The organism is Mesorhizobium sp. WSM4808 (genome assembly GCF_055811675.1).
Map to the genome: position 1 here is coordinate 40,968 of NZ_JBVVQX010000001.1, position 22,658 is coordinate 63,625.

At 64.1% G+C, this 22,658-nt stretch carries 9 protein-coding genes; 5 read left to right on the forward strand and 4 right to left on the reverse strand.

All coding sequences use genetic code 11. The features are described 5' to 3' along the window. Nucleotides 1-12 precede the first annotated feature (12 nt). The 4 genes from AC0L2U_RS00215 to AC0L2U_RS00230 all read right to left on the reverse strand — a co-directional run bounded on the left by AC0L2U_RS00215 (nt 13) and on the right by AC0L2U_RS00230 (nt 10,020). Nucleotides 13-1,038 carry a sulfate ABC transporter substrate-binding protein gene (locus tag AC0L2U_RS00215; protein ID WP_127271865.1) on the reverse strand — a complete coding sequence of 342 codons (1,026 nt, stop codon included), beginning with the start codon at nt 1,036-1,038 and terminating at the stop codon, nt 13-15. Nucleotides 1,039-1,258: 220 nt separating this feature from the next. Beyond that, a complete protein-coding gene (locus tag AC0L2U_RS00220; RefSeq protein ID WP_473601256.1) occupies nt 1,259-2,017 on the reverse strand; it encodes a M15 family metallopeptidase in 759 nt (252 codons plus the stop codon). Between the two features lie 201 nt (nt 2,018-2,218). Then, nucleotides 2,219-4,309, reverse strand: a complete 2,091-nt coding sequence (pbpC, locus tag AC0L2U_RS00225; RefSeq protein ID WP_473601257.1) for a penicillin-binding protein 1C — start codon at nt 4,307-4,309, stop codon at nt 2,219-2,221. A 212-nt stretch (nt 4,310-4,521) separates the two neighbouring features. Further along, on the reverse strand, nt 4,522-10,020 hold the full coding sequence (locus AC0L2U_RS00230; RefSeq protein WP_473601258.1) for an alpha-2-macroglobulin family protein: 5,499 nt from the start codon (nt 10,018-10,020) through the stop codon (nt 4,522-4,524). Nucleotides 10,021-10,292: 272 nt separating this feature from the next. Between AC0L2U_RS00230 and AC0L2U_RS00235 the strand changes: the two genes are divergently transcribed. The 5 genes from AC0L2U_RS00235 to AC0L2U_RS00255 all read left to right on the forward strand — a co-directional run bounded on the left by AC0L2U_RS00235 (nt 10,293) and on the right by AC0L2U_RS00255 (nt 22,629). Then, the gene (locus AC0L2U_RS00235) at nt 10,293-12,221 is read left to right on the forward strand and encodes an autotransporter assembly complex protein TamA (protein ID WP_127809949.1); all 1,929 of its coding nucleotides are present in this window, start codon (nt 10,293-10,295) and stop codon (nt 12,219-12,221) included. 3 nt (nt 12,222-12,224) lie between these two features. Further along, nucleotides 12,225-18,278 carry a translocation/assembly module TamB domain-containing protein gene (locus AC0L2U_RS00240; RefSeq protein WP_473601259.1) on the forward strand — a complete coding sequence of 2,018 codons (6,054 nt, stop codon included), beginning with the start codon at nt 12,225-12,227 and terminating at the stop codon, nt 18,276-18,278. A gap of 266 nt (nt 18,279-18,544) precedes the next feature. Then, nucleotides 18,545-20,197, forward strand: a complete 1,653-nt coding sequence (locus tag AC0L2U_RS00245; RefSeq protein WP_127331805.1) for an ABC transporter substrate-binding protein — start codon at nt 18,545-18,547, stop codon at nt 20,195-20,197. Nucleotides 20,198-20,424: 227 nt separating this feature from the next. Beyond that, nucleotides 20,425-21,459, forward strand: a complete 1,035-nt coding sequence (locus AC0L2U_RS00250; protein ID WP_027035014.1) for an ABC transporter permease — start codon at nt 20,425-20,427, stop codon at nt 21,457-21,459. A 12-nt stretch (nt 21,460-21,471) separates the two neighbouring features. Further along, complete coding sequence (locus AC0L2U_RS00255) at nt 21,472-22,629, forward strand: ABC transporter permease (RefSeq protein WP_027035013.1); 1,158 nt, start codon at nt 21,472-21,474, stop codon at nt 22,627-22,629. The last annotated feature ends 29 nt before the right edge of the window (nt 22,630-22,658 follow it).

Genomic DNA, 22,658 nt, shown 5'->3' on the forward strand with positions numbered 1-22,658 from the left:
AATATCGACTGCTTACTGGGGCTTGTAGATCTGGTCGAATATACCACCATCGCCGAAATGATAAGGCTGTGCTTTTTTCCAGCCACCAAACTGTGGATCGTCGATGGTTACGAGCTTGATCGGCGGCAGCTTGGCGAGGTCCTCGGCCGGCACCAGATCGGGCTTGGCAGGACGATAATGGTTCTTGGCGATGATCGTCTGCGCTTCTTTGGAATAGAGCCAGCTCAGATAGGCTTCGGCGACCTTGCGCGTGCCCTTGGCATCGACATTGGCGTCGACCACCGCCACCGGCGGTTCTGCCAGGATGGAGGTCGGCGGGTAGACGATGTCGAAATTATCGGCACCGAACTCGTCGAGCGCCAGATAGGCCTCGTTTTCCCAGGCGATAAGCACATCGCCAAGACCCTTTTGCGCGAAGGTCACGGTCGAGCCGCGCGCGCCGGTGTCGAGCACCGGAGCATTGGCGTAGAGCTTGCCGACGAATTCCTTGGTCTTGGCCTCGTCGCCGCCGTCATTGGCGTTGGCGTAGGCCCAGGCGGCGAGATAGTTCCAGCGCGCGCCGCCGGAGGTTTTGGGATTGGGCGTAATCACCTGGACACCGTCCTTGACGAGGTCGCTCCAGTCGTGAATGCCTTTGGGATTGCCCTTGCGGACGAGGAAGATGATGGTCGAGGTGTAAGGCGCTGAATTGTTTTCGAATTTGGTGCGCCAGTCCGGATTGATCTTCTTCGCCTTCGAGACGATGGCGTTGATGTCGCCTTCAAGTGCCAGCGTCACCACATCGGCGTCGAGGCCGTCGATCACGGCGCGGGCCTGGGCGCCCGATCCGCCATGCGACTGCTGGACGGTGACGGTCTCTCCGGTCTCGGCCTTCCAATGCGCGACGAAAGCTTCGTCATAGGCCTTGTAGAGCTCGCGTGTCGGATCGTAGGACACGTTGAGAATGGTGGTATCGGCAAACGCGAAACCGAGCGTGCCGAACTGGACAGATGTGGCGACCAGTGCGCCGAGCAGTTTCCTGAAATGAGGTTTGGTCATTTCTGCCTCCGTTGAACCCGCGCCAAATCTACCGAATTGGTAGAAATTAGATGCATTCAATGTTGCCTTTTTTGCCCCTCTTGAGAAAATGTTCGACGCTATTTCGCCGTTAGGAGAAATATTTTCCTCTTGCGGCCTAAGGAAGAATCCATGGCCCGGCCACTCAGCCTATCTAGCAAGGGGCGGTGCCGAGGCAAGGTGTGGAATTTGGTCGGGTGGATCAATCTGCGGTGATGGGAAAGTCGAAACGCTGTCTGGCGAACGGTTCGCTTTTCAGCGTGAAGTGCCACCATTCCCTTGCATAGTTCTTGAAGCCGCCGGCGCGCATGGCGTCGACAAGCATCTTGCGGTTTGCCGCCGCTTCACTGGCAAGGCCGCGGTGGGCGGTTTCGCTCATCGGATCAAAGCAGTCGAAACCGGTGCCGAAATCGAGCGTGTCGGCATCGCCCGCGCCGCAGGCCTGGTTCGGGCTGGACCTGCGGTCCGTCCGGGCGACGGCGACATCGACGGTCGAGCCACGTGAATGGGTCGATAGTTCTCCGACATAACCCTTGGCGATCAGCTCACTGCGCCTGACCTTCGGATACCATTGTGGATCGGGCGACCCGCCATCGCGCGTCCATTCATTCATGTCGGCGACGGCGCGGGCAGGGCGGTAGCAATCGAACAACACCAGGGTCAGGCCTTTGGCGGCGATCGCTTTCTGGACGGCGGACAGTGCCTTTGCCGCCTGCTCGGTGAGGATGCAGGCCGGGGCGTCATAGCCGTCCACCTTGCGATGCAGAAAATTGTCCGATCCGGCGTAGCGTATGTCCTGGCGGATCGAGGGATCGACATCGGCGAGCCGGACGAAGCCGGCGGGCAGGGCATCGGCCAAAGCGGGGAGGGTGGTTGCCGCGACAAGGACTGTTGCTGCCAGTGCCGAGGCTGCCGACAAGAACGGATTGCGCGAGGCATCCCCCTCTGCCCTGCCGGGCATCTCCCCCTCAAGGGGGGAGATTGGCAGCTTTGCCGTTGCGCCCTGTCTTTGACGATTGGCGAAAGCGGAAAGGAAATCCGATCTCCCACCTTGAGGGGGAGATGCCCGGCAGGGCAGAGGGGGGTGCCTTGGAACAACCATGGGCAAGTGTCTGCTATCCTCTGCCTTGGAAAGCTAAGCCTATGAATCGCTTGCAGCCGTCTATTCGACAAACACCTTCACACTCGCCGCACGCCCTGCGGCGTCGATGACGGTCAGCGTCGAATAGCCGGCGCCGTCGGGCTGCCAGGTCGCGGTGCGGCGACGATCGATGCCTGCCAGCGGCTTGCCGTTGGCGAGCCAGCGGAACGGCGCACGGCCGCCTTGCAGCTTCAGCACCAGTGGCGAGGCGTCGGCCGAATTGGTGCCGAGATCGACGCGGGCGCCGTCAGGCGGGAAGATGATGGTCGGTGCGGGTTCGCTCACCGTCGCCTGCACCAGGCCATCCGACCCGGCGCCGAAGCGGGCGAGCGTCACCGGCAGGTCCTCGCGTCTGGGGCTGAACATGCCGGGCGGTTTGCCCGGCAAGGGGACGGTGGCGAGGCCCGAGCGGACAAAACCCTCGAACAGAATGGGAGCGGCCGAGACATAGCCGGAAAGGCCGGGCACCGCGCCGGCATCCGGGCGGCCGACCCAGACGCCCAGCACATAGCGGCCGTCGAAGCCGACCGACCAGGCGTCGCGGTATCCGTAGGACGTGCCGGTCTTGTAGGCGATGCCGCGCTGCAAGGCACCCTCGGGCGGCTTGACGCCCGACAATATGTCGATGATCTGCCAGTTGGCCTGACCGTCGAGGATGGTGGCGCTGGTGCGCTCGGCATCGGCAGGCTCGGTGCCGTCATGCAGCGTGTGCGTCTTGCCGCCATTGGCGAGCCCTGTGTAGAGCTGGACGAGGTCGCGCAATGTCACCCCGACGCCGCCAAGACCGATGGCCAGGCCCGGGGCTTCGTTGACCGGCAGTATGGGGCTGACGCCGGCCTGGCGGAAGCGCGCCATCAGCCGCGTTGGCCCGACCGCGTCGAGCACGCGGATCGCCGGCACATTGAGCGACAATTGCAGCGCTTGCCGGATGCTGACATCGCCCTGGTAGCCCATGTCGAAATTCTTCGGCCGGTAACCGGAGAAATCGACGGGGCTGTCGTCGATCAGCGTTTCCTGCGCCAGCAGGCCCTGTTCGAAGGCCAGGCCGTAGATGAAGGGCTTCAGCGTCGAGCCGGGCGAGCGGACGATCTTTGTCATATCGATCCAGCCGGAGCGGCTGGCGTCGAAGAAATTGGCCGAGCCGACTTCACCAAGGATGTCGCCGGTGCGGGAGTCGGCCAGCACCATGGCGACCGACAGGCGGGGGCCGAGCTTGGTGGCCGCGTCCCTCGCCACCTGTTCCAGCCCCTCCTGGACGCTCTTGCGGATCGTCAGCTGCAAGGGCTGGCCGCGGACGGCCTTGGGCAACATCGCATAGGCGGCGTGCGCGGCGAGCGCCGGCAGCGTGCGACGCAGGTCCGACACATCGTCGAGGGCGGCCCGTGCGGCCTCGCGCTCGCCGAGCAGGCGGGAGGAGACCATTCGGGTCAGCACCCGGTCGCGGGCGGCGTGGGCGATCTTCAAATTGCGGTCGGGCCGGCGCTTTTCCGGCAGTTGCGGCAGAGCGACGAGCAGGGCGGCCTCGGAAACGGTGAGCCGTTTCGGCTCCTTGCCGAAATAGGCGAGCGAGGCGGCGCGCACGCCTTCCAGATTGCCGCCATAAGGCGCCAGCGTCAGGTAGCGTTCGAGGATCTCGCGTTTCGACAGCCGCCGCTCTATCTGGATGGCGCGCAGCATCTGCTTGACCTTGGAGCCGAGGCTGCGGCTTTCGCGCGGCTCGATCAGCCGGGCAAGCTGCATCGAAAGCGTCGAGCCGCCGGAGACGATGCGGCCGCTGGTGGCGAACTGGCCGGCGGCGCGGGCCAGCGCCAGCACGTCGACACCTTCATGGTCCCAGAAACGCTTGTCTTCGTAGGTGACCAGCATGTCGACGAACTGCTTGTCGACCTGGTCGAGGCGGGTTTCGAGCCGCCAGTAGCCGTCCGGCGTGGCGAAGGCGCGCAACAATTCGCCGTCGCGGTCCTGGACTTCGGTGGAGACCGTGAGTTCGGCTGGAAGCGGGGGTGGGAAGGCACGGTCGAGCGCCCAGAGGGTGGTGGCGGCAATTGCGGTGAGTCCAATGAGGGAGGCTCCTGCAACGGCCGTGCGACGAAGGAACTTCTTGGAAAGCATGGCGCCGCCCCTCATCCGGCTGCCGCCACCTTCTCCCCGTATAGTGACGGGGAGAAGGGTGCTGTCATGGCCCTTGGCGCTTTTCCAGCAACGTTCAAAGATGGCGAAAGCTTTGTTGCAGGCCTCTTTCTCCCCGTCACTATACGGGGAGAAATGCCCGGCAGGGCAATGAGGGGCAGCACAAGCCTCACTTTCATGTTCGCCAAGGCGCCTTACGGCGCCTTGACCTCCATCATGCCGGTGGCGGTGCGGGCCGAATATTGCGGCCGGTACATGTCCTCCACCGTTGCCGCCGGGTGCGCATAGGTACCAGGCGTCACCGCGCGCACGACATAGGCGAGCGTCAGATTGTGGTCATGATCGCCGTCGGCCGGGTTGAACGCCGCGACGAAACGGTCGTCGCGGAATTCGAGATGCGCGGCATCGGTCTGCGCCAGCCACGAGAAGTTCGTCAACTGGGCGCTGGAGACCAGGCCGGGATTGTCGATCTCGAAGCCGGCCGGCAACAGGTCGGTGACCAGCAGGCGCGACGGCCATTTGTTCTGCTCGTTGACCTTGAGCACGACGACATAGCGTTCGTTCTGCGTCGCCTCGGTGACATTGGCCTCGGTGCCGTCGAGCTTGTAGTAGGTGCGGTTGATGGTGAAGCCGTCGCCGCCGGCCGGCAAGGGCTGGACCGGCGACGCCACGGTGGTGACGACGGCCTGCAGCGGGGTCTTGCCGGTGTTGGCGATGGTCAGCGGGCTGTCGGCCAGGTCAGAGCCTTCCACCTGGTTGGAGTAGCCGCCGGAATGCGCCGCGCCATTGACGGCCAGCGTGATCGTATCATTGCCCTCCTTCAGCGCGCGGGCCGCCAGCAGCATCCAGGATTCGTCCTGGGTGGTGGTCCAGCGGGCTTCCGCGCGTTCCCTGGTCACCAGCTTGATCAGTTCCGGCACGATTGTCGGCACCGGCTTCGATTCCGCCGCCAGCGCCAGCATCGCCGCGCCATCACGCAGCCGCGAACCGTAGTCGGAGCGGTAGTAGTCGTAGTCGGTGGTCGACTTTGCCAACTGCAAGGCGGTCTTGAAGGTGGCTTCGGCGCGCGGTGTATCGCCGTAGAGCGCCAGGCTTGCCGCCAGCTGGGCAACGGCCATCGGGCTTGAGAAAGCTTCGAGTTGGGTATCCGCATAGTAGCGCAGGTCGCCGATCGAGGCCTTCTTGTTGCGGGCCAGAACGTAGAGGGCGTAGGCGATCTCGCTGCCACGGTCCTGGACGCTCTGGTCGTAGCCGAGCGAGTTCTGCAAATTGCTCAGCGCCTGGTTCATGGCCAGGCTCGGCACGTCGTATTTCTGCTCGCGCGCCCTGGTCAGGAAGTCGGTGACATAGGAATCAAGCCACAGATCGCCGGAGCCCGGACCCCACAGGCCGAAGCTGCCGCCCGAGGCCTGATAGCTCAGAACCTTATAGATGGCGTCCTGGATGCGGCCATGGATATCGGGATCGCTGGCCATGCCGACGCCGGAAGCCAACTCATTGACGTAGAGAAGCGGCATGGCGCGGCTGGTGGTCTGCTCGGCGCAACCATAGGGGTAGCGGTCGAGCGTCATCAGCAGCGACGGCACGTCGAAGGCGGCGGCCTGCGAAACGCCGACACTGACGGAGGCGCCGTTGAGCAGGCTGGCTGCCAGCAGTTCCTTGTCGACGCGCAGCGCGCCGCCATTGCCCTTGAGGTCGACCACCAGCCGGGTGGTCACCGGCAATTGCGCCGGGCGCACCGGCACATAGAGCGTCTGCTCGACCCTGGTGCCGTCGGCATGGGCAAGCTTGATGGTGAGCGAGGCATTGCCGGCCGTCTGAGCGACCAGCGGCACGGTCAGCGTCTGGCGCTTGCCCTGGGCGAGCGTCAGCTTCTGGGGCAGGGGCTTGTCGCCGGTCGACAGGTCACCCGTTGTTTCGATCGAGAACGCATAGTCGCCGGCCGGACCATCGGTGTCGGCGACGTCTAGGCGCATGACGGCGGCGTCACCAGGCGCCAGGAAGCGTGGCAGGCCAGCGGTGATCACGATGGGATCGCGCACGATGACATCGGACTGGGCGTGGCCGACCGCATCCTTGGTCCAGGCGACGGCCATGACGCGCACGGTGCCGTTGAACTGCGGGATGTCGAAGTCGACGCGCGCCTTGCCGTCGGCATCGAGTTCGACGATGCCGGAGAAGAAGGCGACCAGTTTTTCGGTCGGCGGGTTGCCTTGCGCCTGCATGTTGGCGCCGTCGCCGCCGGTCCGGAGCTTGCCGGTATTGCCGAGCGAGCCATCGATCAGGCGGCCGTATATGTCGCGGATTTCCATGCCCAGCATGCGCTGGCCGAAGAACCAGTTCTCCGGATCCGGCGCCTTGTAGTTGGTCAGGTTGAGGATGCCGACATCGACGGCGGCAACCATGACGTAGGCATTGCTTCCCGGCTGCACGCCGGCGACCGAAACCGGGATCGACAGCTGCTGGCGCGGCATGGTCTTGTCCGGCGGCGTCAAGGTGATGGCGAGCTTCTTCGAGCCCGGATCGACCTTCAGCCATTTCACGCCGATGGCGCGGGCCGGCATGCGCGTTTCCTGCGCATCGCCCGGCCTGAAAAGCGTTGCCGTGACATAGGCACCGGCACCCCAATCGTCGCCGACCGGTATGTCGACCGTGCTGCCGCCGGCCGGCACGGATGCCGTGACGGTCTTCAACAGTTTGTCGGAACCGATGTTGATGAGAAGTTCGCCGGCAAAATGCGGCGAGACTTTCAGCTTGGCCACTTCGCCGGCGGCATAATTGTCCTTGTCGAGGGCGATTTCGAGGCCGTCAGGCGTTTCGGTGGTGGTCGAGGAGACATACCAGCCGGCATCGAACTCGTAGCTTGTCGCCGGTCCCTCGGGATCCGATGTTTCGACCTCGAGGCGATACTGACCCCAATCGACCGGCACGGAGACCGTCGCGCCGCCGTCGGCGCTAAGGTCGACCTGGCCGTTGGCGATCGACTTGGTGAAGGTGACCGGCTCGTAGTTCCAGGAATTGTTGGAGCGGTACCACTGGTAATTGCGTTCGACCTTGACCAGCGTCCACTGCGCGCCTTTCAGCGCCTCGCGCTTGCCGTCGGGATCGACGGCGATCAGGCTGAACTTGGCGGTGCCGCCCTGCGGCACTTCATTGTCGGCGAAATCCGGACGGATGCCGATCATATGGCCTTGCGGGCGGATGCCGATGTTGAGCGAACGCTCGATGGCGCGGCCGCCGGTTTCGCGCATCCTCACCGTCACCTTGGCGTCGACCAGCTTGGTGGTCGAGGGCAGTTGGTCGACGGAGACCGGGAAGGTCACCTTGCCGTCATCGCCAACCACCGGCAGACCGGCGAGGGGGGTGACCGTGGGTTCGGCCGACTGCTCGTCGGCAAGACCGAAGGAAAAGCCCTGGAAACGGTCCCAGTGGCGCGACGTCGACAGCGTCAACTCGCCTTCCAGCGCCAGGCCCGCCGCCGGCGCGCCATAGAGGAAGCGGCCGTCAATGTCGATGTTGGCGGTTTCGCCCTGGGCGATTTCCTGCTTGTCGGCCTTCATATCGAATTCGATGCGATCCGGCACGAAATCCTCGACCAGGAACATCTGGCTGGCCACCGCCGGCTGCTTGGGATCGGTGTAGATCGACACCGACCAGGTGCCTCGCATGGCGTTGGGTTCGAGCGGCAGGTCGACGGCATGGCCACCGGCCGAAGCGCCGTCACTGACGATGCGGCGGCTTTCGACACCGTCGGGGCGCGAGAAGACGAAGGTCAGCGGCAGGTTCTCGACCGCCTTGGCGGCGCCGTCGCGGGCAAGGGCCGCGACATGGACATCCTCGCCGGCACGGTAGATGCCGCGTTCGGTCCAGGCATAGACGTCCAGGGCTCCTGGCGCCGCGCGCCCGGTGACGCCGCGGTCGGACAGATCGAAGCCGGCCCGGCCCATGTCGAGGAAGACGAAATCATTGTCGCCCTGCTTGGCCATCAGCACGGCCGGCACCATGCCGCCGTCGCCGCGCGTCAGGCCGGGGTTGAAGACGGCATGGCCATCGGCATCCGATGTCGCCGTGCCGAGAACCTCATTGTTCCTGGCAACCAGCGTCAGTTCGGCGCCGGCGATCGGCTTGGCGCTGCCCAGCGAACGGGCAAAGACATTCAACCCATCCTGGCCGGTATAAGTCGACAGGCCGATGTCGGAGACGACGAACCATTGCGTGGCCATCGAATTGTAGTCGTCGCTCTTGTCATTGACGGCCTGCGCGGTCAGCACATAGACGCCGGGCTTGCGCTGCGGCAGCGCCTCGTCAACCGGGAAGGAGGTGGTGACCTCCTTGTTGAGATCATTGGCGATGTCGAGCTGGCCTTGCCAGACCGGCGCGCCCATCTGCTCGGAAATGTTGGAGATGTCGTAGCCGTCGAGCTGGTGCAGGAACTGGTAGCCCGACAGAAGCTGGGCCAGCGAACGATCGCCGATGCGGTAGAGCTTCATTTCGGCGGCGTTCATGTTGACGGTGACGATCGGAATGCCGCGGCGCGCGCCGGCCGGCAGCACGAAGCTGTCACCGGTGAAGCGGGCGGACGGTGCGCGGTCCTGCACATAGATCGACAGCACCACCGGGGCCGCGGTCACCTCGCCGATTGCCGCCGGCAGGCCGGCGCGGAAAGTGACGTCGTAGTGCTGGCCATGCTCCAGTCCTTCGACGCAGATTTGCTTGTCCTTGGCCTCGACGCCCTTGGGCGGCGCGTTGTCGACGGTGACGAACTGCGCGTAGTCGACGCCGGTCTTGACCAGATCCTCGGAGAATTGCGCGCAGATGCGCGGCGCGCTGGTGTCGGCGTCGATGGTGTGGTCGATAACGCGGAAACCCTTGCGGGCCTTGAGATCGGCATAGTCGGCCTGGACCGCCGGCGAAGGGTTCAGGGCAAGGCTGGCTTCATAGGCCTGCAGCGCCGGCCGGTAGAGATCGCGCTTGTCGAGCCCGTTGCCGAGCAGCGCCAGCACTTCGGCGCGCGTCTTGGTGGTGCGCAGCAATTTATAGGCATTGAAAGCGGCCGACGTGCTGTTCGCCGGCAAAGTGGAGGCTTCGGAGGTGCTTGCGGCAGGCTGCACGGCCAGCGTTTCACGCGCCAGGTTAAGCCAGAGCTGGCCATCATCGGGCAGCACCGAGACCGCGGCCTCGTATTTCAGCATGGCGGAGCGGTGATCCCCGGTCAGCACGGCCTGTTCGGCGGCGTTCAGCAAGGCAGCCATGCCTTCGGTCGGCTTGTCATAGGCCGGGCCGAGCAGCTTGTTGCGGTATTGCTGGGCCTGATCGGCCATCCAGTTGGGGAAGAAAGCGAGTTCCGGCGGCGCGCCGATATCAGGATCGCCATCGATGTTGACGACCTTGCCCGCGACCGCGCCGTTGAAGGTTTTCAGCTGGTTGTAGTCGGATTTGAGGAAGCACCATTTGGCTTTTTTGTTGTAAGTGAAGGCGCGGCAGGCCGGGTCTCCCAGGCATGTCGTCTTGCACTGGTCGATTGTCACATTCTGGTCGGACCTGAGATCAAAGCCGAAATAATCGGAATTGTCCGTTGTCGCGATCCGCCGGGCCTCGGCCGCTTGCGCGGCGCTGCTCCAGGCCAGGACATTGGCCCAGGCGAGAAACAGAAGAATCAGGATAGACAGACCACGAGCCGCGCGCATTGCCATAACACCCCTCCAGACACAGCTGACGTCCGGGCATGATCAAGCTTCAGTCAGGCTTGTCAACACAAGGACGCGGCAGGGTTCCGCCTGCCAACGGTTTCCTTTCCGGCCGATCACCGGTAGTACCTCCATAGGACAGGGGATCACGCTTTCTTGCGGCGACGCAAAAGGTGTGAATTCCAAGCCCGCCCTATTTCAGACAATTGGATTGTGGCCCCTTTACGAGCGCTTCAGAACTTCATTCCAATTTTAGTTTTGTAAACTAGGTTGTCTTAATGCCGGCGCATGAAGAGCAGATGTCAGGAGGTCGCGCGCCAGGGCGTGCGCTTCCGCGCGCCCTGCTGTTGGCCATGATGTGCTCGACCGTGCTCGTCGCCGAATCGCGCCCGTCGGTCGCTTTCGAGCTTTTCGGCATCAAGCTGTGGGGGTCGTCCAGCGACGAGGATGCCGATATCGTCGATCCCCTGCGTTACGCCGTGACCATTTCCGCCCCCGACGCCGACAAGGATCTGGTCAAGAAGCTCGAAAATGCCTCTGCGCTGAAGAGTGACGAGGAGCGTCCGGTTTCCGGTTCGCTCGGACTGATGGCCAAGGCGCGCAGCGACCGCGAACAGCTTGTCGCCGCGCTCTATGCCGATGCCCGTTACGAAGGCGTCGTCACCGTCACCATCGACGGCAAGCCGCTCGACGATTTGCCGCCGGATGCCGAATTCAACGGGCCGCAGCCGGTTCCCGTGGTCATCGACATTGCCAGCGGGCCGAAATTCACCTTGGGCAATATCCACCTCGAGGGCGACGCAGCGGGGCTGATGAGCGCCGATTACGGCTTGATATCAGGCGGCGATGCGGGATCCGGCGCTGTGCTCAAGGCCGAGGCGCTGATCGTGCGGACGCTGAAGGAGCAAGGCAGGCCGCTGGCAGAGGTGACGGACCGGCAGATCGTCGCCGACCACGCTACTTCGACGCTGGACGTGACGCTGACGGTCGCCGCTGGGCCGGTCGCCGGCTATGGCGACACAACGGTGGAAGGCACCGAAAAGGTCGACCGCGACTTCACCGAATACATGACCGCCCTCAAGCGCGGCCGGCAGTACTCGCCGCAAGAGATCGATGACGCGCGCGACCGGCTGCTGGCGCTCGAGGTCTTCAACAGCGTGACGTTCAAGGAAGCCGACACGCTCGATGCCGACGGCAACATTCCGATCGGCGTCCAGGTCAGCGAGCGCAAGCCACGCTATTTCGGCGTCGGCGGCACCTTCTCCAACACCGAGGGGCTGGGCCTGGAAGGTTATTGGGGCCACCGAAATTTGTTCGGCCGGGCCGAGAAGCTGCGCATCGACGGCAAGATCAGCGGCATCGGCAGCAACGATCTCGGCGAGCTCAACTACAATGCCGGCATCATGTTCGAAAAGCCGGGCGTGATCGGGCCGGCATCGAAGTTCTTCGCCGGCGTCAAGACGGTACTCGAACATCCTGACGCCTATGACCATTTCTCGGTCAAGGGCAGCACCGGGCTGTCCTACGAGCTGACCAAGAAGCAGACGGTTTCCGCCGAGGTGGCGCTCGACTATTCCCGCATCCACGACGCTTTCGGCAAGCACAAATACCTGATCGCCAGCATTCCGCTGCAATATGTCTATGACAACCGGGACAACCGGCTGAACCCGACAAGCGGCTTCCGGGTGCTGGCCTATGCCGAGCCCAGCTACGACATTTTGAGCGGTGCGGCGTTCCTGAAGCTGAGGGGCGAAGGGTCGGCCTATCAGTCGCTGGACTCGGCTTCGAAGTTCGTGCTGGCCGAACGTGTCGCCCTCGGTTCGATCGTCGGCACCAGCCTCGAACATGTGCCAGCCGACCGGCGCTTTTATTCCGGGGGCGGTGGCTCGGTGCGCGGCTATGCCTATCAGGGCATCGGACCCAAGGACTTCACCGGCCAGCCGATCGGCGGCCTGTCCTTCTTCGAAACCTCGGTCGAGATGCGCATCGCCATCACCGATACGATCGGCATCGTGCCGTTCGTCGACGCCGGCACCGTATCGACCAAATCGGTTCCCGATTTCTCCGATGTCAAGGTCGGCGCCGGCGTCGGCCTGCGCTATGTCACGCCGTTCGGGCCACTGCGCATCGATGCCGCCGTGCCGCTCAACCGCGATCCGGGCGACCCGCGTTTCGGCATCTATGCCGGCATCGGGCAGGCATTCTGAGCGATGAAAACAGTCTGGCGCATCCTCCGCATTGTCCTTTACACGCTGCTGATCGTGGTTGCGGGAGCGATCGGCGCGCTGGTGGTGCTGACCAAGACCGAGCGCGGCCGCGACAATCTCGCCGGCATCATTTCGCGGCTGGCTTCGAACGATGACCGCAAGATCACGGTCAGCGGCATAGACGGCATCTGGTCCGGGGCGCTCAGCGTCGACCATGTCGTGCTGGAGGACCGCGAGGGCGCCTGGCTGGTGGCGCGCAAGGTGGCCGTCGACTGGTCGCCGCTGGCGCTGCTGTCGAAAAACTTCAGCGCCGACCGTATCGCTGCCGAGCGTATCGAACTGGCGCGATTGCCGGTGACCAGCACGCAGCCAGCGCCGAGCGGGGGTACGACGACGCTGCCGGTTTCCATCGACATCAAGCAGATCGATCTGCCCGAGATCGCGCTTGGCCAGCAACTGGCCGGCAGCGGCGTCGCCGAGCTTGCGGCCAAGGGATCGGTCAAGGCCGATGCCGCGCCACTGGCGGTCGAGACGGTGCTCAACATCACCCGTCATGACGGCAAGCAAGGTAATGTCGACGCCAAGATCCACTTTGCGCCGGCAGACAACAGGCTCGATCTCGACCTGAAGGCCTCGGAGCCGGCAGGCGGTATCATCGCCAACCTGCTCAAGCTGCCCGACACGCCGCCGGTCGACATAGATGTCTCGGGCACCGGGCCGCTCGCCAACTGGAACGGCATCGGCACGTTCTCAGTCGACGGCAAGATCGTCACCCAGCTGACGGGTCGCCACCAACTGACCGACAAGGGCAATCATATCGAGGCCAAGGGCGACGGCGATTTCGCTCGCTTCCTGCCTGAGAATCTCAAGCCGCTGTTTGCCGGCAAGACCAGTTTCGACGTTGCCGGCACCGCCACATCGGCCGGTGGCGTCAGTGTCGACCGCGCGAACATCGACAGCGATGCGGTGCACGGCACCGCGACCGGCATTGTCGATCCTGCCGGCGCCAGCGACCTCTCGGTCGAACTCGCCGCCAAGGGGCCGCCCGTGGTGATCAGCGTCGGCAGCAAGGCGCAGCCGATCACGCTGGCGATCAGCAATGCCACCGCCCGGGCCTTCGGCGACGGCAAGGCGCCGATCATCGACATCGGCGCCTCCTTCGTCTCCATCGTCGCCGGTGGCACGCGGCTGGACGATCTGGCGGCCCAGATCCATTCCGACGGTTTTGACATCCAGAACCGCGCCGGGCCGGTCACCGTCAAGCTGGAGGCGGGCGGCCTCAACACCGACGTGGCGACGCTGGCGCCGCTGATCACCGGCAAGATCGATGTCGATCTGGCCGGGTCGGTCAGCAAGGACGCCATTGCCGTCGACCAGGGCACGCTGCGTTCCGACGCGCTCAACGCCTCGCTGACCGCGACGGTGGCGCTTGCCGACCTGTCGATGCAGCTGAAGATGAACGCGGATGCCGTGGCGACGGCCTTTCCGCCGCAGATCGCCTCGGTGCTCGGCGCTAGGGTGAAATTCTCGGCCAGCGCGGCCCGCGATCCGCAGGGATCCTTCGCCGCGAATTCGATCGAATTCACCTCCGGCACGCTCAGCGCCGCCGGCACGGCCAGCATGCAAGGCACCGATATCCAGGCCGACATCAAGGGCAAACTGGGCGACGTTTCCGTGCTGTCGCCGACAGTCGGCGTGCCGGTTGCCGGTGGCGTCGATTTCGCGCTGTCGGCAAGCGGCGCCATGACGGCGCCGGATTTCACGGTTACCGCCGATAGCGACAGCCTGACGGCATCGGGCCGCACGGTGAAGAGCATCAAGCTGACGGCTAGCGGCAAGGCCGATATCACCAGTCCCGCCGCCAATGTCTCGCTGACCGGCTCCGTCGACGACCAGCCGCTCGACATCAAAGCAGCGCTGGTGACGAGCGAAGGCAAGCGTTCGATCAATGGTTTTCTGGTCTCGCTCGGCGACAACAAGGTCTCGGGTGATCTCGCGCTCGACGACAAATTCATGCCGCTCGGCACGCTGACGCTCGATGCACCTGCCATTGACCAGCTGGCCGCACTTGCCGGCCAGGCGATAACGGGAGACATCGACGGAACCATCCGCTTCGCGGGGGATCGCGACGCGCCCTCCGTTGCGATCGATGCGAAGAGCACATCGATCGCGCGTGGCGAGGTGACGGCCAAGGCCATCACCGTCAATGCGCTGATCGCCAATTATCTCAAGGCGCCGGCGATCGCGGGTACGATCAAGGCCGACAGCGTCACCTCCGGGACCACGGAAATCGGCGGCATCGGCGTCGACCTGAAGCGTGATGGCGACTGGACCAATTTTACCGGCGGCGCCACCATAGCGGGCATTCCGGCGACCGCTGCCGGCCGGGTGAAGATCGCCGACGGCACGACGAGCATCGAGATTGCCTCGGGCGAGGCGACGGTTCGCGGCATCAAGGCGGCAATCGCCCAGGCGTCGACACTAAGCATCGCCAACGGCACGACCAGCATCGAAAGGCTGGCGCTCGACGTCGGCGGCGGCTCGGTGACCTTGTCCGGGACAGCTGGCCAGACGCTCGATCTCGCGGCGCAATTTTCGGCGCTGCCCGCGGCGCTCGCCAATGGATTTTCGCCCGGCCTCGATGCTGTGGGCACGCTCAGCGGCACGGCTGGTGTGACCGGACCGCCGGCCGCTCCCGATGTCCGCTTCAATGCGCAACTGGCCGGCATCGAAACCAGCCAGACCCGGCAGGCCGGGCTCGGACCGCTCGCCGTCGATGCGGCCGGCAGCTACACGATTGCCGGCGGCGTGGTGCTCGATCAGGTGACGCTGACCGGCGACAAGGTTTCCGGCAAGGCAACCGGCACCCTCAACCCGAACGGCGCCAGCGATTTTGTGCTCGATCTCATCTCATCCGGCCCCAGCCTGCCCCTGACTGTCGGCAGCGCCGAGAGCCCGGTCAAGATCGAGATCCAGTCCTTGTCGGCAAAGGTGGCGGGCGAGAGCACGCGGGCCCGCCTGGATGTCTCGGCGATCCTGCCCTCGATCGTCACCAGCCCGGCGAGGGTGGAGGGGCTTGCCATGGCGTTGCATTCGGATGCGTTCGATCTCAAGAACCGTGCAGGGCCGGTTTCCGGCACGGTGTCGGTGGACAAGGTCGGTCTCAACAATCCGGTGATCGCGCCGCTGATCGCCGGCAAGGTCACGGCAGCCGTCAGCGGCCGCCTGACGGCCGACCTGTTTGCCATCGACAGCGGCTCGCTCAAGAGCGATGCGCTGAACAGCCAGGTCGCCGGCCAGGTATCGCTGCGAGACGGTGCCATAGACCTCAACCTGAAGGCGGATGCCCCATCGTCGGCCTTGCCGGCGGCGGCGCGCGGCATGCTTGGCGAACGCGCTGAGATCAGCGCCACGCTGAAGCGCGACCCCAACGGCAGCATCAACATAGGCGGATTGAAGTTGACCTCGGGTGCGCTGACCGCCGACGGGCAAGCCAGCCTTGCCGACAACAAGGTGGCCGCCGACATCAAGGGCGCGCTGAGCGACATCTCGCTGCTGTCGAAGGATGCCAAGGGCGCCATCGCCTTTGCGTTGAACGCACAGGGGCCGGCCACTGCGCCGGATCTGTCACTGACGGTCGACAGCGACCGCCTTCTCGTGGCGGCGCGAGAGATCACCGGGTTGAAGCTGACCGCCACCGGCAAGGCCGACGCCGCCAATCCGGCGGCGAATGTGCAACTGACCGGCAATGTCGCCGGCCAGGCGCTGCAAGGCAGTGCGGTGCTGGCGACGGCGGACGGCAAGAGCGCCATCAACGGCCTGCTGCTGTCGCTCGGCAAGAACAGGATTTCCGGCGATCTGGCGCTGGACGAGAAGTTCGTGCCGGTCGGCACCATCGCGCTCGACCTGCCCGATATCGGCCCGCTGGCGGCACTTGCCCTGGAAAAGGCCGAAGGCGACGTGCGCGGCACGATCGCCTTTTCGAAGAACGGCACCGCACCGCAGGTCGCCATCAAGGCGGCGACAGCGTCGATCACGCGCGGCGACCTGCAGGCGAAAGCCGTCTCGATCGATGCGCTGGTCGCCAACTATCTGGCGGCGCCCGTGATCTCCGGAAAGATCCGCGCCGACACCGTCATTTCGGGCGGCACCGTGATCAGCGGCATCGATGTCGACTTAAAGCGCGACGGCGACTGGACCGGCTTCGCCGGCGGCGCAACCGTCAAGGGCATTCCGGCGCGGGCCGCCGGCCGGGTGAAAGTGGCCAACGGCACGACAACTATCGAGCTTGCCTCCGGCCAGGCGACCGTCCAGGGCATCAAGGCGGCCATTGCCCAGGCCTCGACCGTCAGCATCGCCAATGGCACGACGACGCTGGACCGGCTGGTGCTCAACCTTGGCGGTGGCACGGCGACGGTGACCGGCAAGGTCGGCACGGCGCTCGACATCAATGCGACGCTGGCGCGGGTGCCGATGTCGCTCGCCAACAGTTTTTCGCCGGGGCTCGATGCCGCCGGCTCGATCTCAGGCACGGTCAAGGTGACGGGCGCGCCGGCAAATCCCGCCATTGCCTTCAATCTCGACGCGGCGGGCGTGCAGACCTCGCAGACCCGCGGTGCCGGTGTCGGTGCGGTCAGTGTCTCCTCGTCGGGCACCTTCGGCGCCAACAAACTGACCTTCAATGCCAATGTCAGCGATGGAGCCGGCCTTGGCGTCAAGGGCGGCGGCACCGTGACGACGGCCGGCACGCCGGCACTGGTGCTCGACTTCAATGGCGTCGTGCCGTTCGGCCTGCTCAGCCAGAAGCTTGCCGCGCAGGGCCTGTCGCTGTCCGGAACCGCCAATGTCAACGTGCAGGTGCGCGGTCCCGCGACATCGCCCGTCATCGGCGGCAGCGTCAGCACCTCGGGTGCGCGCCTTGTCGATGCGCGCTCCGGCCTCGCCGTCAACGATCTCGCCGCCGATGTCTCGATTGCCGGCGGCGTCGCCAGGATCAACCGGTTGACCGGAACGCTGTCGACGCGCGGCAGCCTGTCGGCCAGCGGCACGGTCGGCATCAACCCGGCGCAGGGTTTTCCGGCCGATTTGTCGATCAAGCTGGTCGACGGCCGCTATACGGACGGAAGGGTGGTGACCGCCAATCTCGGCGGCGACCTTACGATCAAGGGACCGCTGACCTCCGCACCGGTCATTGCCGGCACCGTCAACCTCGCCAAGACGGTGATCACCGTTCCGGACAAATTGCCGGGCTCGCTGGCGGCGCTCGACGTCAAGCACAAGAACGCGCCAGGTGCGGTAAAGGCGCAGGACAAGGCGCTGCGGCCGCCGACGACCAGCGGCAAGGGCGGCGGTAGCGGCCTTGCACTCGATGTCACGGTCAACGCGCCGAACCAGATCTTCATCCAGGGCAGGGGCGTCGATGCCGAACTTGGCGGCTCGCTGAAGCTGACCGGCCCGGCCTCGTCGCCGCAAGCGGTCGGCACCTTCACCCTGCAGCGCGGACGGCTGTCGATTCTCGGCAAGCGGCTGACCTTCACCGAAGGCACGGTCGGATTTTCCGGCTCGCTGGTGCCCTATCTCAATTTGACGGCGACCACGACGACGACCGGCGCCACCGTCACCATCGTGGTGTCGGGCGAGGCGACCAATCCGAAGTTCACCTTCTCCTCGGTGCCGGCGCTGCCCGAGGACGAGGTGCTGGCGCAATTGATCTTCGGCCGCTCGATGTCGAATCTGTCGCCGCTGCAGATCGCCCAGTTGGCCGAGGCCGCCGGGCAACTGGCCGGCGTCGGCGGCTCGACGTCGCTGCTCGAAAACCTGCGCAGCGCCATTGGTGTCGACGACCTCGACGTCACCACCGACGACCAGGGCGGCACGGCGGTTTCGGCGGGCAAATACCTCAACGACCGCACCTATGTCACGATCCAGAAAGGCGACAAGCCGGGCTCGGGCAAGGCTACGATCGACCTCAATGTCGGGCGCGGCGTCAAGCTGCGCGGCGAGGCCAACGATGCCGGCGAAGCCAAGGGCGGCATCTTCTACGAGAAGGAATACTGATAGTTCGGCAGGACTTTTGGCCTCATGATGGATCGATTCTGGCGCTGTCCGGGCTGGAGTAAATGTCTCAGTTTAATCGACTACCGAGATTCCAGAAGAATCCGTCGGACAGTAGCAAATTTGCGCCAAGACTGTCGTTATCACGCGAACCGCTCCCCTTTCAAAGTTGCACATTCCCTAACATGTTCTCAATCCACGCCGTCTTTGACATCATGGCCTGGATGCGGAATGTTAAAAGGCGGAAAGCCAACAATGGGAGTTAAGTCATGACAATTTATAAGAGTAATGGCGATCGCGTTCCGGATCACATCCTGGCCATGGCCGAAGAAGCCAAGGCAGGCAAGGTGGATCGCCGCGAATTCTTGGCCATGGCCAGCGTCTTCGGTGCATCGACGGCAATGGCTTACGGCTTGCTCGGCCTCGCCGATCCGACGCCGGCGAAGGCCGAAGAGGTAAAGGGCAAGAAGGGCGGCACGCTGAAGATCGCCCAGTGGATCAAGGATCCCAAGGACCCGCGCAAGGCCGACTGGTCGGAAATCGCCAATGCCGAGCGCCAGGCGCTCGAGCCGTTGGTCAAGTACACGTCCGAATACACGTTCCGCCCTTATCTGCTGGAAAGCTGGGACGTCAACGACGATGCCACGCAGTACACGCTGCATGTGCGCAAGGGCGTCACCTGGTCGAATGGCGATGCCTTCACCTCCGCCGACGTCGTCTTCAACCTGAAGCGTTGGGCCGACAAGAAAGCCGAAGGCAATTCCATGCCAGGCCGTCTTGGCTCGCTGGTCAAGGACGACAAGCTCGACGAAAGCGCCGTGACCATGCCGGACGACCACACGGTCGTGCTGAAGCTCACCAAGCCGGACATCGCGCTGATTCCGAACATGTGCGACTATCCCGGCCTCATCGTCCACAAGACCTTCGATGAGAAGGGCGGCGACTTCAAGGCCTGCCCGATCGGCACCGGTCCGTTCGAACTCGTCTCCTACGATGTCGGTCAGAAGGTGGTCTACAAGCGCCGCACCGACGACAAGTGGTGGGATGGCGAAGTGTTCCTCGATGGCCTGGAATTCATCGATTACGGCACCGATCCGGCAGCCATGGTCAGCGCTTTCGAAGCCGGCGAAGTGCACACCAATTTCGAGACTTCGGCCGACTACGTGTCGATCCTAGACGGCATGGACCTGGTGAAGTCGGAGATCGTCACCGCGTCGACCATCGTCTGCCGCACCAACGTCAACAACAAGCCCTATGGCGACCAGAAGGTGCGCAACGCGCTGCAGCTTGCGGTCGACAACAATGTCGTCTTGCAGCTCGGCTACGGCAATGCCGGTTCGGTCGCCGAAAACCACCATGTCTGCTCGATCCATCCGGAATATTACGAGCTGCCCAAGGTTGCCCGTGACCCGGCCAAGGCAAAGGCACTGATGGCGGAAGCCGGCCAGGCCGACTTCGAACACGAGCTGATCACTGTCGACGAAGACTGGCACAAGAACACCGGCGATGCGATCGCCGCCCAGCTGCGCGACGCCGGCATCAAGGTGAAGCGCACCGTTCTGCCGGGTTCGACGTTCTGGAACGACTGGACGAAGTATCCGCTGTCGATGACCAACTGGAACATGCGCCCGCTCGGCGTCCAGGTTCTGGCCATCGCCTATCGCACCGGCGAGGCCTGGAACGAGGCCGGCTGGTCGAATCCGGACTGGGATGCCAAGCTCAATGCGGCGCTCGCCGTTGCCGACGCCGCCAAGCGCAAGGAAATGATGAAGGACATCGAGCAGATCCTGCAGGATTCCGGCATCATGATCCAGCCGTACTGGCGCAAGCTCTACAGCCACTCGGTCAAGGCGGTGCAGAATTACAAGATGCACCCGACCTTCGAGCGCGACTACGGCAAGGTCTGGCTCGAGCAGGCTTGATCGCATCGACATGGGGGAAGGGGCTCGCTCCCTTCCCTTGCTCTTTGCATCGTCCGTCCCTGCTGGTCCGCACTTTCTCAAAAAAGTTGCGGACTCGCGGGCAAGGCCATGCAACAAAAACAGGGTTGATCGCATCCGAAGGCCTGTTTGAGAGCCAGCCCCGCCGGTTACGGCAGGGTTGGCTTTCATAGCCGGCTCAAACCCCAACCCATCGGCAGGGGGCCGCCATGCTTTCCTTCGTTATCAGGCGTCTTGGCACCATGGCATTGACGATGCTGTGCCTGACCATGGTCGTCTTCTTCCTGATCAACCTCGAACCCAATCTGAAGAAGCTGGCGATCAGCCAGACCGAAATGCATACGTCGGCCGAGCAGCTCGAGAGCTGGCTGGTCAACCATGGCTACCGGCAGAACTTCTTCGTCCGCTATGGGCAGTGGCTGGGCGTGGTGCCCAAGCAACCTGTTACAGACCCGGCGACCGGCAAGCCGGCGCAGCGTTTCTCCTTCTGCAACGATCCGCTCGTGCCGACCTTCGCCGGCGTTTTCCAGGGCGATTTCGGCTGCTCGACCAAGTTCAAGGCGACCGTCGCCTCAAAGCTGTTTCCGGCACTCGGCGCTACGGGCATCCTGATGTTCTGGGTGCTGGTGGTGATGGTGCCGATCTCGCTGCTGATCGGCATTCTGGCCGGCATGCGCGAGGGGTCGCGAACCGACCGGGTGCTGTCCGTGGCGTCGATCGCCTCGACGGCGACGCCTGAATATGTGTCGGGCGTCATCTTCACCGTCATCTTCGCCTCATGGCTCGGCTGGCTGAACGGCTCGGCGGCTTCGGCCAGCCAAGGCATCACCTTCTACAATTTCACTTTGCCGGTGATGACGCTGGCGATCTACGGCATCGGCTACATCGCCCGCATGACGCGTGCTTCGATGGTCGAAGTGATGACGCAGCAATATATCCGCACTGCCAGGTTGAAGGGTCTTTCCTTCGGCAGCGTCGTGGTCAAACATGCCTTGCGCAACGCGCTGATCGCACCGTTCACCGTCATCATGCTGCAGTTCCCCTGGCTGCTCACGGGCGTCGTCATCGTCGAGGTGATGTTCCGTTACCAGGGCTTCGGCTACACGCTGGTCGAGGCGGCCGGCAACAACGACATCGACCTTTTGCTCGGCTGCTCGCTGGTCTCGGTGTTCATCGTCCTGATCACGCAGCTCATTTCCGATGTCGGCTACGCATTTCTCAATCCGCGTATCAGAGTTCAGTAGGGAGCGAAGCGGATGCCGGTTCAATACATCAGTGGCTTCACCATCGTTCTCGAAGTGCTGTCGCGCTTCTGGCCGGTCTGGATCGCGCTCGTCATCGTCATGGGCGCGAGCTTCGCCTACAAGAAGAAGCTGGCGCTCTACGGCCAGCTGTTCGACAGCGGTGTCGGCATCGTCGGCGTCGGCATCTGCCTGTTCTGGCTGTTCACGGCGATCTTCGCCGCGACCATTTCTCCCTTCGACCCGCTGGCCCAGATTCCCATCATGAAGGATGTGCTGCCGGGCGCCGTCGAACCGAAATCGGGGCTGACCTATCTGTTCGGCGGCGACAAGCTGGCGCGCGACGTGTTTTCGCGCATGGTCTATGGCAGCCAGATCGTGTTGATCATCGCGCCTGCGGCAACCGGGTTCGCGCTGATGGTCGGCATCACGCTCGGCCTGCCGGCCGGCTATTATGGCGGCAAGATCGACACCGTACTGTCGTTCCTGGCCAACCTCGTGCTCGCCTTCCCGGTCATCCTGCTGTTCTACCTTTTGGTGACGCCGGGCATCATGGACACGCCGATCCCCTATGGCATGGCCGGCGTCTTCTTCCTGTTCCCGATCATCTTTTTCAGCGTGCTGTTCTGGACCCGCTACAAGAACCGGCCCGACCGGCTCTACATCCTGCTCGGCATCACCCTGATCCTCGGCGGCTGGATCTATGCCGGCCTGGTCTTCGACGCCGATCCGCTGAAGATCGTGCATATCGACCCCAACCAGCTCAATATCTTCGTGGCGGTGGTGTTCGCCTCCAGCCCCGGCGTGTTCCGCATCGTGCGTGGCCTGGTGATGGACATCAAGACGCGCGATTATGTGGCGGCGGCGCAGACGCGCGGTGAATCGCCCTGGTACATCATGCTGTGGGAGATCCTGCCCAATGCGCGCGGGCCACTGATCGTCGACGCCTGCCTGCGCATCGGCTACACCACGATCCTGCTCGGCACGCTCGGTTATTTCGGCCTTGGCCTGGCGCCGGAAAGTCCTGACTGGGGCACCGCGATCAAGGACGCCAGCCGCCTGCTGCGCTCCTTCATCCACCCGGCGTTGCCGCCGACGATCGCACTGATGTCGTTCGTGCTGGGCTTGAACCTGCTCGCCGACTCGCTGCGCGAACAATCGATGAAAGACTGATCTCGGGTTTCGACCCGATGCGCCTGAGA